Raw genomic sequence first — 12,967 nt, 5'->3', positions numbered from 1 at the left:
GTACCGCGATCCAGGAATGCTGTTGAAAGCGGTTTGTGGCGAACGGGTTCGTTTTCAGCCAGACCGTTGGCGCGGGGCCAGCATGCTGAGGGTGAGGGATGCGGAGGGATACGGGGGCCGCCGAAGGCGCCCTCTCTGTCGCAAGGGCTCAATCAGCCCGGCCTCCTACGCGCGGGTCGACCGGTGTGAGAACTCCGAGCCGGTCCTCGATCGCCTGGGCCGCGTCCAGGCACAGGTCCTCTCGGAACGCGCGCCCGACGATCTGCACTCCCAAGGGGAGCCCGTCGACCACGCCGGTCGGTACGGCCACACCGGGCACGCCCACGAAGCTGGTCACGCTGCACAGGCGCATCCCCGACCCGACCCGGTCCCGGCCTGCCCTGTCGCGCGACTCCAGCCCCGGCTCGACCGGTGGCTCGGTGAACGACGGGCCGAGCAACAGCGGGTATGTGTCGAGGAATTCGGCCCACGAGCGGCGAATGGTCATCCAGGTGCCCATCAGCTTCATGAACTCGTCCGCGCTTGCGGGCGGGGTCTGTTCCATCGCCATCGCGATGTAGCGGTCCCCGCCTTTGCCGAGCAGTTCGCGCACCACCGGCCAGGTCGGGGCGAACTCGGTCACGGTGATTCGGCCGTACGCTTCGAGAGCCTCGTCCATCCGCGGTACGTCTCGTACCTCACGCACGTCGTATCCGGCGTCGCGGAGTGCGTCGGCCACGGTCTCGATGGCTCCGCGAACCGCGGGGTGGACGCCGTGCCCGCCGGGGTCCGCCACGACCGCGACCTTCACCGGCCCGGGGAGTGCTTCGCCGTACGTGGGCACCGGTACGGCCCGTGGGTCTCGCGGATCGGTCCCGGCCAGCACCTCGTAGGCCAGCCGTAGGTCGCCCACGCTCCGGGCCAGCGGGCCGTCGGTGACCAGTATCTGGGACGCCGGGCCCGGGTCGTCCGAGCCGAGAACGCGGTGGTCGGCCGGGAACCGGCCCGTGGACGGCTTCAGCCCGGCCACGCCGCAGAACTGGGCCGGGACGCGCACCGATCCCCCTGAGTCGTTGCCGAGCCCGAGCGCCGCCATGCCCGTGGCCACGGCCACCGCGTCGCCCCCGCTGGAGCCGCCCGGGGTCCGGCTGCTGTCCCACGGATTGACCGTGTCGCCGAACAGTTCACTGCGCGTGTGCATCCCCGCCAGGATCAGGGTGGGAATGTTGCTGTGCCCGATGGGAATGGCCCCGGCCGCGCGCAGCCGCGCCACCGGGGGCGCGTCGGACGGCGCCACCAGATCGCGGAAGCGCTCCGTGCCGAACGTGGTCGGCACGCCTTCGACGGCGGTGCTCTCCTTCACGGTGAACGGCACGCCCGCGAGCGGCCCCAGCGCTTCACCGGCGGCCCGCCGACGGTCCGTCTGTGTCGCGGCTTCGCGTGCGCGCTCCGCCAGGAGCTGCGTGACCGCGTTCACTTGCGGGTTGACCTCGGCGATGCGGTCGAGGTGACTGTCGACCAGTTCGAGTGCCGAGACGTGTGCGCCGCGCACGGCCTCCGCCTGGGCGACGGCCGACATCTTCCACAAGGCGCCCTGCATGGCCTTTCCTTCCTCCCCTACGTACCGATGCACCTGCATCGGAACCGTAACCGTACCCTGGTACCGATACGAGCGCATCGAATAAAGTGCGCTGCGAAGCAGAGCGCCGTGGAGCAGGGAGGCAATCGGGCATGCCCAGGCAGGTGGATCACGTGAGCCGACGCCGCCTCATCGCCGAGGCCGTCTGCCGCCTCGCCGACGAACGCGGCCTTGAGGGCGTGACCCTTCGCGACGTCGCCGCCCAGGCGCAGGTGTCCATGGGCGCCGTTCAGCGGTGCTTCCGCACCAAGGAAGAGATGCTCGTATTCGCTCTCGGGCACATCGGCGAGCGGATCAGCGAGCGCGTACAGGCCCGCCTCGTCAGGAGCCCGGCCCAGTCGGCCGGCACCGCTCTGGGCCACGCGGCCACCGAGGTCTCACTGCTCAGAGAAGAGCACCGCGCCGAAGCCAGGGTCTGGCTCGCCTTCGTCGCGCAGGCGGCCGTCAGCGAGGCGCTCGCCAGGACGCTGAAGGCGAACTACGCAGCCCTGCAGGAGGCGTTCACCCGCCTCATCTCGGAAATCGGCGAGGGCGCCGACCACGCCGTGCCCCTCGATCCACAGCGCGAGGCCCGCACCCTCCTCGCCCTTGCGGACGGCCTCACCACGCACGTACTCATCGGCCACCTCACCCCGCAAGAGGCGCACGAGATCCTCCACGCACACCTGGCCGGCCTCTGGGAGCGACTGGTCCTGCCTCCTCGCTTCCATGAAGACCGGACCAAGTAAAGCGAAGAAGCGACAGGCGAATCAGGCCGCCCGCGTTCAGCGTCGGCTGTCACCGGGGGCGAGCAGGCTGGTGAGCTTGGCGATCGCCTCCGGGGGCGGCTTGAAGTACCTGCGAACGGTCTCCGGTTTCTTGTGTCGTGACTTCGCCATCAGCAGCAACAGGCTCGCCCCAGCCTCTCCGAGGTGGGTGAGGGAGGAATGGCGGTACTCGTGCAGGTCCCAGCCGGTCCCGGGCCCGCGCATGGCGGTGTGTTCGTCCAGCAAAGCTCGGGCCTGCCCATACGACAGCCGGGCGAAGTGGACACCACTTCCCCCTTGCCGCAGACAGCAGGGTCGCTTCACGTAGCGGCCCGAGCTATTCACTCCGGGCGGCGGCCCAGGGCGGTGTCGGGGTCGTCGCCGCCCCAGCTGCCGGGAGTTCGCCACAGGACATGGACTCCGAAGACGTCGCGTACGGTGTCGGCGGCCCAGTCCTCGGCAGGCGGCTCGCACAGGACCAGGCAGAGGCTGTCGGCCGGTGCGGACAGTGTGTGGTTGATCTCGAGGAGGCGGGTCGCCCCCGAGCGGAGGTCCTCGTAGGCAGAGCGGCCGGCGCCCAGGACCTCGTAGACGAACAGGCCGCGGTCCGTGTCGCAGGAGACGTCGACGACCGGGGAGTCGGCCGGCTGGAGGTCCGCCCACAGCAGCTCCGACTTCAGTGCGTGGCGCACCGCCTCGTGCTTCTTGCAGGTGCGGTCGGCGGCGGCCGAGGTCTCCAGGGCGCGCAGGAAGCCCTCCTTCGTGGTCACGGCCGGTGCGGCGGGTGCTTCTTCGACGGTGGTCACGGGTTCGGTTTCCTTCTGCTCGGAGCGATCGGGCTGCTCGGGCTCGTGGGTGGCGGGGTCGGTGGTGTTCTCGGGGTCTTCTTCCGCGGCGTCGGCGAGGCGGGTACGAAGCGTCTGCCGTGCTTCGGCCAGAGCCTCGACCCAGCCGGATTCCGCGAGTTCGGCCCGCAGCCGGCCGGTGTCCAGGGTGCTGTCCTTGAGCGCACGGTTGGTGCGGGAGGCGAGGTCGCGCAGCACGCCGAGGCGCTGCCGGTCCGGGGAGCCGAGGACACGGTAGACGTCCACCCAGTCCGCCTGGTCGCGGCGGAGGATGCGGTTGGCCATGCCCTGCAGATCCGACAGCCGGGCGCGGGTGCCGTCGAGTACGTCTTCGCCGCCGGCCACCAGGTCGTCGAGCACGCCGAGCGCGGCCGCGTAGCGTTCGGCCATCTTCGGCGAGACGGGCAGGCGGCCCCGCCGGTCGGCGGTGAGCACGCTGTGACCGGTCTCGTTGGCGAAGACCCAGCAGTCGAGCTCGTCGCCCGGGCGGGGAGGAGCGGAACCGTGCCTGACGGTCAGGACGAGCGGGCGCTCGGTCTCCGGAGAGAGAGCCCTGACCTTGTAGCGGCCGCCCGGGCCGGGGCCGACGACCCGGACGCGGATGTCGGCACCGATCTCGGGAACGTCGCCCGCATCCGTGTCGGATCCCGTCTCGGTGGAGGGCACTTGGGGGACGGTGTCCGTGTTCGTGAGTACCTCCGGGAGCGGCGAGGTGTGCAGCACGGTCAGGCTCTGCGTGCTGCGGGTGAGCGCGACGTAGAGCTGCCGCAGGCCGGCCGGGCCTCGGTCGGCGATGACGGCGGGCTCGATGACCAGGACGTGGTCGTACTCCATGCCCTTGGCCTGGGCGGCGGCCAGGACGGACACCGACTCGCGGTCCGTGCCCGTACTGTCGTCGCCCTGCTCGAGGCGGCGGCCGATCTCGTCGAGCCAGTCCGAGTCGTCGGGGACGATGACGGCGACGGAGCGCCGGGTGCTCCCGTCGCTGGTGCCTGCCAGGCGGGTCACGTGGGCGACGGTGTCGTCGAGGAGCTTCCACGGCTCGGTCGCCACGGTCCGTACGGCGTCCTCGCCCGCCTCTCGCACGGCCTGCGGGTACGGCAGTCCGGGAGCGACCGCGCGGGCGAGGGGTGCAACGAATTCCATGATCTCGGCCGGCACTCGGTAGCTGGTGTTCAGCTCGGCGACCCGCCAGTCCCCGTGGTCGGACAGAAGGGTGCCGAGAGGGTCCCAGCTGAGGTGGGTGTGGGGGCCGGTGGCCTGGGCGAGGTCGCCGAGGACGGTCATGGAGCCGCCGACGGCACAGCGGCGGCGCAGCGCACGGGCCTGCAGCGGGGTGAGGTCCTGGGCCTCGTCGACGACGATGTGCCCGTAGCGCCGGGGTGTCTCCCCATCGACGAGGAACCGGAGTTCTTCGAGGCAGACGTGGTCGTCGAGCGTCCAGGGATCGGCGTCGGCGGTGGCGGCCCGTGGCCGGTGGAGCGCTGCCTGCTCGTCCCCGTCGAGGATGCCGTCCGCGCAGGCGCGCAGGAGGTCGGGCGAGTCGTAGAGGCTGCGCAGGGCCTCCCTTGCACCGGGCGACGGCCAGAGGCGCTCGACGAGCCGCTCGACGCGGCGGTTGCGCTCGAGGTCGCGGCGGATCGTGCCGTCCTGGCCGCGGCGCGGGGCGACAGTGGCCAGTTCCTGCAGGAGGCGGTCGACGAACAGACTGCGGAAGCGGTCGCGGCGCTGCCGGTAGGGGCCGTCGCTGTCGCGTGCCTCGTCGAGGAGCGCGAGGACTTCGGACTTCGGCACGCGCAGCGTCGTACTGCCGGCGGTGACGACGACGGACGGCTCGTCGCCCTCATAGGAGGGTGCGGTGGTGAGGTCGTCGAGTGCCTCGGGACGGCAGGCGCTCTCGACGCGGCGCCGCAGCACGGCCGCCATGCGCTCGTCGGACTTCACCCGCCGCGCCTGCGGGGTGTCGGTGCCGAGGATCTCGCCGTCCCACAGGCGGTTCAGCTGGACGGCGTTGACGTCGCGCGTGCCGAGGGTGGGCAGCACCTGGCCGACGTAGTCGAGGAACCTCTGGTGGGGACCGATGACGAGGATGTCCTGGGCCTTGAAGTGCTCGTTGTTGACGAGCCAGGTCACCCGGTGCAGACCGACGGCGGACTTACCGGTACCCGGGCCGCCCTGCACGACGAGGATGTCGGACGGAGAACCGGTGACCAGGTCCATCTGGTCGCGGCGGATGGTCTCGACGATGTCCCGCATCCGGCCGCTGCGCGAGCGCTGCAGCTCGCGCAGCAGGAAGTCGTCCGGCTGCAGCGGCTTGCGGCGCTGGATGCGGGCGACGTCGCCCGGTGTCCGGGACGGCCGGCGCTTCTCGCGCTGTTCCACGCCCGGCTCCGGGCGGGTCACGCGGGGTGTCTCGGCAGCGGCCGCCTGCCTGTCGGCCTCGATCGTGTCGTCCGCGGCCGGCCGCGGATGCGGAATGGGAGCGGGGGGAGGGACGGTCGCGGCGGCGATTTCGTCGAAGTAGCCCTTGACGACACGCTGCACGCAGCGCAGCTGCCGCCGCAGGGCCACCTCCCCGGGGGCCTCGGGCAGGGCTTCGGCCCACCTCTTCGCGAGCGGGCTGGTCCACGGCAGGACCACGAGTTCCTTGTCGGAGTCGTGCACGACCCGTCGGCCGATGTACCAGGGACGGGGCTTTCCGCCGGGATCCTCCGGCGCATCGACACGGGAGAAGACCAGTGCCTCGTCACCGAGTCCGTCGTACGCCGCGGCCCGTGCCTCCGCCTCCTTGCGGTTGGCGATGCCGTCCTTCCCGCTCGCCGATGCCGTGGCGGCCGATGTCCCGGTCATCTCGGCCAGCCGCGCGGTGTAGCAGTCGTACGCGTGGTCCACCGCCTTCTGCTCGGCGGCGATGACCTCGTCGTGCATGGTGGTGCCCATGTGCGTCCTCCCTGCGGGCGCCCGCGGGCGCCGCTACGGGCATGTCGCCCGTACCCCTCCGAAACACTTACCAGAACCCTGACCATGGCAAAAGCTCAGGGGGCCACTTCCGGGACCAACCCCCGACCTCGGTGCGCCAGGCGCTCACCAGTCGGCTGCGACGCGGGCCGTGTTCATCAGCCGGAAAAGCGTTTGACGCTCACCGGCGTCCGGCGATCGGATGGCGCCCCATGCGCACAGGGCAGATGCATCCCGGCCAACATCCCATCGACGACGACCTCGTACGGCGGCTGATCGTCGGGCAGTTCCCGCAGTGGGCCGAGCTGCCACTGGAGCGCCACCCCTCCGGCGGCACGGTCAACGCCATGTACCGGCTGGGCGACGGCATGGTGGTGCGGCTGCCGCTGGTGCAGGGCGGAGCCAAGGACGTGGCGATGGAGCAGGAGTGGCTGCCCCGCCTCGCGCCCCTGCTGCCCACGGCCGTCCCGGAGGTACTCGGGGCCGGGGAGCCCGCCGAGGGGTATCCGTGGCCGTGGTCGGTGTACCGGTGGCTGGCGGGGGAGCTTCCCGAAGCAGGGGCACTGAGCGAGCCGGTGCTGCTGGCCAAGGATCTGGCCGAGTTCGTGGCGGCGATGTGGAGCATCAGCCTCTCGGAGGCACCACGGGCTCACCGCGGCGGGCCGGTCGCCTCGCTCGACGCGGAGACCCGGGCGGCGATCGAGGAACTGCGGGGGATCCCGCAGGAGGACGTCGACTGCGACGCCGCGTCCGCCGTGTGGGAGGACACGCTGCGGGCCCCCGGCTGGGACGGGCCGCCGGTGTGGCTGCACGCCGATCTGATGCCGGGCAACTTGCTGGTCGACGGCGGCAGGCTGGCCTCGGTGATCGACTTCGGGTGCATGGGGGTGGGAGATCCGGCCTGCGATCTGTTCCCGGCGTGGAATCTGCTGCCGCCCGATGCCCGGGAGGTCTTCCACGAGGCACTGGGTGTGGACGACGCGACCTGGATCCGCGGCCGGGGGCGGACGCTGTCGCAGGCGCTGATCGCGCTGCCGTACTACCGAAGGACGAACCCGGCGATGGCGCACAACGCCCGGTACGTGATCCGGGCGGTGCTGGGAGACGGGTGAGACCCCGAGGTTCCGCCCGCAACGCAGGGCTGAACGTCGTCGAGAGCTGGAACGGCGGGGACTCTCCGCCTGTGTGCGTACAGGTCAGGTGTGCACACCTGTTCCCCTTCTGCCAGGGCCCAACGTCCCTGCCACCCAGGGACCTTGGGGCATATGCCCCTGATGCCATACTGACCTGCGATTTCTCCCGTCAGAAACCGGTGGTTCGGCGCCCGTTCGCCGTCGAGCCGTCCTCGCACCCTCGACACGTCGCTCAAGGAGCCCAGCCATGTCCCGACTTTTCCGCCTGCTTCCGGCGAAGGCACCGCGCCGGTCGGGCCGGTGGGTTCCCGTTCCTGTTGCCACCCGAGGCTGGACCGGACCCGGCTCCGTACCGGCACCCGTCGTCGGGCGCGAGACAGGAAGGGCCCGCTGATCATGAGCGCGGAAGACAGGACGTACCACACACTCCTCGCCCGGCACGACGCGATGCGGCTGCGTCAGCAGTTGCTCTCCCCCGGGAGTGACCCGGGCACCGGCCGCGACGGCAGGCCCCCGGCCGAAGAGGCGTACGACGCGGCCGCGGAGCAGCAGATCATCATGCGTGACCTGGATCTGGTGGCTCCGCTCGACGAGCTGATCGACGACCTGTACCGGGCGCTGTTCGCACGGCATCCCTCACTGCGGTCGCTCTTCCCCGACACGATGGCGTTCCAACAGGCTCATCTGGCACGGGCGTTCTGGTATCTGATCGAACACCTGGACCGCCCCGAGGAGATCACCAGGACCTTCACCCAGCTCGGCCGTGATCACCGCAAACTCGGCGTGCGCCCGGCGCAGTACACGGCGTTCAAGGACGCGTTGCGCGAAGCGCTGCGGGGCCGCGCGGGCGAGTACTGGAGCCCCGAGCTCGAACGGGCCTGGACACGGATGCTGCAGCTCGGTGTCACCGCCATGGTCCGGGGCGCGGAGGCCGCGCTGCACGAACCGCCGTGCTGGCGCGCCACGGTGACGTCCCATCGGCTGTACGGGCCGGACCTGGCGGTGCTGCGCCTCCTGCCGCACGAGACGTTCCGGTACCGGGCCGGCCAGTACACTACGCTGGAGTCCGCCCGGCTGCCGCACACCTGGCGTCCGTACTACCTGGCCGACGGGCCCGGCCCGGACGGGGAGCTCGAGTTGCACGTCCGGCGCAGTGGCCCCGGCGGGGTCAGCGAGATGCTGGTGCGCCACACCGCACCCGGGGACGAGGTACGGCTCGGGCCGCCGAAGGGCTGCCTGACGCTCGACGCGGAGCCCCTGGACACCTTGCGGTTGGTCGTCTGGGACACCGGCTGGGCCGCGATGAAGGCACTGCTGCAGGAGCTGGACAGCAGCGTGCGGCGGTCGTCCGCACATCGTGTGCGCCGCCGTGTACAGCTCTTCCTGGGCGCCGACTCGCTGTCCGACCTCCACGACCTCGGGTATCCGACGGGCCTCGAACAACGCCACTCATGGCTGACCGTGATCCCGATGACGGGCGGGGCGCCGACCGGGGGCAGGTACGACCGGCTGGTCCACGCGGTGACCCGGAGCACCCCCCTCACGGAGGGGCGCACCCTGATCGCCGGACCGCCGGACATGGTCCGTTCGGTGGCGGCCGGGCTCGTCCACGCCGGGCATCCCGCCGAACGCATCGTCCACGACCTGTTGCCGACCGGTCCGCGCGTCCTGCCACGGTTCATCCAGGGGCACGGGTCGGCCGGGGACTTCATGCCCCCGGGGCAACAGGTCCCCGCCTGAACGGCCGCCGTGACAGGCGGCTTCTTCTTCGGCGTCGGCCCGGACGGTCTGCCACCGGGACGGTGGCGGCACGAGCCGCCCGCCATGAGGCCGTCGGAGGGGACCTCAGGTGTCGGACTTCTGAACCCGGAGGACGCGGGTGACACGGTCGGCCACGGCGGGCGAGAAAGGGTGGGGGCACGGCACGCCCATGCGCCTGGCGGCCGCATTCGCCGCCTGATCTCCCGGCCGCCGTCACTGTGCCGTGTCGCCGGTGCCCTGGCTGTCAGCTACGCCCATCAGCTGGGTCAGCCGGGTCAGGCCGTCGACAGTCGCGTCGTGGTAGGCGTAGCTGTAGGTCGGGGTATTGAGCGCGAGTGTGAGAAACAATTCCACCCTGCCTCCGAGCTGGAGGACGACGTGGCCCAGGCCGACCACTTCGGAGGCGATGTCGCCGAAGCAGTGGACGCCGAGCAGCTTGCGATTATCGGCGCGGAAGATCAGTTTCAGCAGCCCGCCGTGTCCGGCGATCGCCCCGCGCGGGGTAACGGCCAGGTCGCTGCGGCCCACCGCGTAGGGGATGCCGGTGGCCTGGATCTGTTCTTCGGTCGCCCCGACGCCGGCGACTTCGGGTAGGCCGTAGACGGCGCTGCTGGTGGTCTGGTCGATCTCCACGCCGAAGACGAGTCCGCAGGCGTGGGCTGCTGCTGCGCGTCCTTGCTGCATGGCGTTGGAGGCGAGTCCTGGTTCGACCACGTCGCCGGCTGCGTAGATCCCTGGAGCGGTCGTCCGGTAGTAGCGGTCGACGATGATCCGGCCGCGGGCGTCGAGGTGCACGCCAGCCGGTTCGAGGCCGAGGCCTTCTGTGTTGGGGGCGCGGCCGGCGGCGAACAAGACGGCGGCCCCGGTCTGGACGGTGCCGGTCGAGAGCCTGACAGTCAGCCGACCGTCGATACGGCTCACCGTGTCTGCGCCGGCGCCCAAGACCAGATGGACTCCGCGCCGCCGGAACTCGTCGGCCACCAGCCCGGCCAGTTCGCCGTCGATGTTCGGCAGCAGGCGATCGGAATTGCTGATGAGTGTGGCGGGGACACCCAGCGCGGTGAACACGGTGGCGAACTCGACGCCGATGGGGCCGCCACCGACGATGACGATGTGTTTCGGAACGGTGCGAAGGGAGTAGATCGCGTCGGAGTCGTAGACGTCCGGATCGTCGAAGGGAATGCCCGGGTAGTGCATCGGACGTGACCCCGTCGCTATCAGAACCGCGTGCGCCACGACCTCGCGCGCCAGTCCGTCGGGCGAGGTGACGTGGACAGTACGGTCAGCGTCGAGTTGGGCACTTCCCTGGAAGTAGGCGATGCCACGTGCCGCGAGCCGGTGTGCGACGGCTTCCTGCAGCACGTCGCGCACATGCTCGATTCTGGCGCCGAGGGTCGGCATCACCGTCTCCAGCGGCGCTGCCGCCCGGACGCCGTAGACCTCCTCCTGGCGGTAGCCGGTCAGGTAGAGCGCGGCTTCGCGCAAAGCCTTGGTGGGCGCGCCGCCGGTGGTCGTGACCACCCCGCCGGGCGTGTTCCGCTCGATGATGAGCACCTTGCGCCCGAAGCCGGTCGCGAGTTCGGCCGCGACCTCTCCGGCCGGGCCGGCGCCGATCACCACCAGGTCGTAGCTGTCGTCCATGGCTGCATGTCCAGTCCTACGTGTCGGGGTCGGCGAGCCATGATCCGGTCGGAATGACGTGGTGTGGCAGGGCCAGTGCGCGGGTTGCCCGGCTCGCGTGATTCCGCAGGACCAGCTGGCGCCCCTTCGGCCGGCCGCCACCCACGGTGAGCCAGAAGTCGGCGGCGTGATCGACGAAGGCCTCCGGATGGCGCAGTACCAGCTCGTCGTAGCGGGCCGCCGCGCTGATACGCCATTGCTCGGCCTCGTGGGAGTGGCCGGCGTCGCTGAGGACGTCGGCAAGCCTGGCCGCGTACTCAGGATCGTCGCTGGACAGCGCCAGGGGGCGCAGGCTGTCGATGGCCGTGTCACGGGCGCCCAGGGCCGCATCGGCCTCGGCGCGGTGACCCAGCGCCGGAGCGTAGGCCGGCACCCGGTCCACGGCGGCGTCGAACCAGGCACGGGCGGCGGGAAGATCCCGCTCGCCGCGCCACATCAGTCCGCGCCGGAAGTCGATCTCGGCGACGGGGAACGGCGAGACGCCCCGGTAGCGGCGCCTCGCCCGGGTGAACAGGCGCTCAGCCTGGGCGACGTTCCCGCGCTCGGCCCGGAGCACGGCCAGTGCACCCAACGTCGTGAAGTCAGGCCGGCGTTGTGCTGCGCTCCGACGCAGCACAAGAGCCTCGTCGTAGCACGCGACCGCCTGAAGGATCGCCGCCCGCTCCGCGTCCAGGGTGGCCCCGTCCGAACCGCGTCGCCCCGCGGCGTCGAGGTCGGCCAGTGCCTCGGCGAAGCCGTGGAAGGTGGCTCGCGTCCTGGCCCGGGCCAGCCAGGCCGTGCCGGCGTCGGGCGCGTCGCGCACCAACCCCTCGGCCAGCTCCGCGGCGCGTTCGTAGTCTGCGATACGGCCCAGCACCTGCCCGCGCAGGATGAGCAGGTCGACCAGGAGGGCCTGTTCGGCCACCGCGGGAGGTGTCGCTGACGCCTGTCCTGGTCGTGCCCCGTGGGGCCGCGCCATCAGGCTGTCGGTCTGGGCCTGCAGGTTCGCCACGGCGATGACCCCGCTCGTGGTGGTCAGGCGGTGGTCTTCCTCGGTCAGCCCGGTGATGATGCTGCCTCCTCCGGTGGCGCCGACAGCGCGGCGAGTACGGTCATCCGGTCCGGCGGGTCGGGATTGGGGCGGACGAGGTACGGAAAGCTGCGGGTGGCCGGCCGGGTCGGCCGATCGACGCCGTCGCTGATCCGCTGTCCTTCCAAGCCACCGACCAGGAGCGTGTAGAGGGTGTCCACGATGTCGTCGTCGGGCGACCGGCCGCCGCAGGTCGTGTGCGGGCGGCCGGCCAGCACGGCGCGCTCGATCTCGAGGTAGCTGCCGTCGCAGAACGGTTTCGATGTGTCGACGACGAGGAAGTCCGCCAGCAGCAACTCGGTCAAAGGGTGGACACCCTGATCGTCCAACGGCCAGTCGGCCTTGCCCTCAAGACGGTCGAAGAAGGCCAGGTTGGCGTTCAGCCGGGCTTGGTAGGCACCGACGTAGTCACGGCTCAGGTTGAAGGCGTCCTCCGCGTTGTACAGGTCCCGGATCTCGAGATCGCGGTTGACCGGATCGAACTTCTTCCCCTGGATGATGACGTTCTTGATCTCCGGTCGGCCCATGCGCTCCAACCGGACCGGGTGTCCGCCCGAGGTCACGGTCTCGCCGACAACGGCCAGCAGCGGGCCGGTGTCGTCGCCGAGCACCGTGGCGATGTCGAGTTCGAGGACGATGCTCAGCACGTTCATACCGTCCAGGGCGTTGGTGCCCTCACGTCCGAATGCCAGCTGCTCCAGCGCTTCGGTGGCCTGTACGGCTGTCAGGTCGATGAAGAACGGATCCATCCGCGCCCCGGCGAAGATCCGCAGACCGGGCGTCTCGGTCGGCTTCTCCCTGCCGACTTCGAAGGAGATCTGCACCCCGCTGGACGTGGTGCACGTGCCGGCCTGCAGCATGGTGTCGGGGCCGTCGGCGGGGACCGGAGCGGAGAAGCTGAAGTCGAAGATGTATTCGTCGGCGTCCACCGCGAACGCCGGTGTGCCGCCGATCGTCGTGGCCGTCACCGGCCGGAGACGAAAGCGGTAGCTGAGCGCGTCGGAGAACAGCGAGGTGGGGGCAGCGGCCGGGAACACGTCCAGGACGAGCACTAGTCGGCCGGGCCGCTCCGGGCTGGGGAAGGCATACACGTCGGTGATGTCGGACGCGGGATCGGAGATGGCCCGCGGGCCGGAGAAGTGGTCTGCCATGACAAA

The 12,967-nt window shown here is 70.8% G+C and carries 8 protein-coding genes and 1 pseudogene; 3 read left to right on the top strand and 6 right to left on the bottom strand.

Going from position 1 to position 12,967, the window contains the following annotated elements:
* Positions 1 to 148 precede the first annotated feature (148 nt).
* Positions 149 to 1,579, bottom strand: a complete 1,431-nt coding sequence (locus DIZ27_RS20375; protein WP_109379871.1) for an amidase — start codon at positions 1,577 to 1,579, stop codon at positions 149 to 151.
* 131 nt (positions 1,580 to 1,710) lie between these two features.
* Between DIZ27_RS20375 and DIZ27_RS20370 the strand changes: the two genes are divergently transcribed.
* Positions 1,711 to 2,346 (top strand): TetR/AcrR family transcriptional regulator, encoded by a 636-nt coding sequence (locus tag DIZ27_RS20370; RefSeq protein ID WP_109379870.1) that lies wholly within the window; start codon positions 1,711 to 1,713, stop codon positions 2,344 to 2,346.
* 36 nt (positions 2,347 to 2,382) lie between these two features.
* On the opposite strand, the pseudogene DIZ27_RS20365 reads toward DIZ27_RS20370, so the two are convergent.
* Positions 2,383 to 2,640 (bottom strand): annotated as a pseudogene (locus tag DIZ27_RS20365) (site-specific integrase); the annotation flags it as partial.
* Positions 2,641 to 2,705: 65 nt separating this feature from the next.
* Positions 2,706 to 6,149: an AAA family ATPase gene (locus DIZ27_RS20360; RefSeq protein ID WP_109379869.1), complete on the bottom strand. Its 3,444-nt coding sequence runs from the start codon at positions 6,147 to 6,149 to the stop codon at positions 2,706 to 2,708.
* Positions 6,150 to 6,379: 230 nt separating this feature from the next.
* On the opposite strand from DIZ27_RS20360, the gene DIZ27_RS20355 reads away from it, so the two are divergent.
* Both DIZ27_RS20355 and DIZ27_RS20350 read left to right on the top strand, forming a co-directional pair.
* Positions 6,380 to 7,279, top strand: coding sequence for an aminoglycoside phosphotransferase family protein (locus DIZ27_RS20355; protein WP_109379868.1), 900 nt, complete (start codon positions 6,380 to 6,382; stop codon positions 7,277 to 7,279).
* Positions 7,280 to 7,696: 417 nt separating this feature from the next.
* Complete coding sequence (locus DIZ27_RS20350; RefSeq protein WP_109379867.1) at positions 7,697 to 9,040, top strand: globin domain-containing protein; 1,344 nt, start codon at positions 7,697 to 7,699, stop codon at positions 9,038 to 9,040.
* Between the two features lie 234 nt (positions 9,041 to 9,274).
* Here DIZ27_RS20350 and DIZ27_RS20345 read toward each other — a convergent pair whose 3' ends face one another.
* The 3 genes from DIZ27_RS20345 to DIZ27_RS20335 all read right to left on the bottom strand — a co-directional run bounded on the left by DIZ27_RS20345 (position 9,275) and on the right by DIZ27_RS20335 (position 12,961).
* A complete protein-coding gene (locus DIZ27_RS20345; protein WP_109379866.1) occupies positions 9,275 to 10,702 on the bottom strand; it encodes an FAD-dependent oxidoreductase in 1,428 nt (475 codons plus the stop codon).
* A 16-nt stretch (positions 10,703 to 10,718) separates the two neighbouring features.
* Positions 10,719 to 11,645, bottom strand: coding sequence for a hypothetical protein (locus tag DIZ27_RS20340; RefSeq protein ID WP_109379865.1), 927 nt, complete (start codon positions 11,643 to 11,645; stop codon positions 10,719 to 10,721).
* A 131-nt stretch (positions 11,646 to 11,776) separates the two neighbouring features.
* Entirely contained in the window at positions 11,777 to 12,961 is a 1,185-nt protein-coding gene (locus DIZ27_RS20335) for a DUF4331 family protein (RefSeq protein WP_109379864.1), read from the bottom strand.
* Between the last annotated feature and the right edge of the window lie 6 nt (positions 12,962 to 12,967).

The sequence above is a fragment of the Streptomyces sp. NWU339 genome, from assembly GCF_003143855.1.
Taxonomy (GTDB): Bacteria; Actinomycetota; Actinomycetes; order Streptomycetales; family Streptomycetaceae; genus Streptomyces.
Note: the sequence above shows the minus strand (reverse complement) of the source record. Positions and strands in the feature narration are given on the sequence as shown.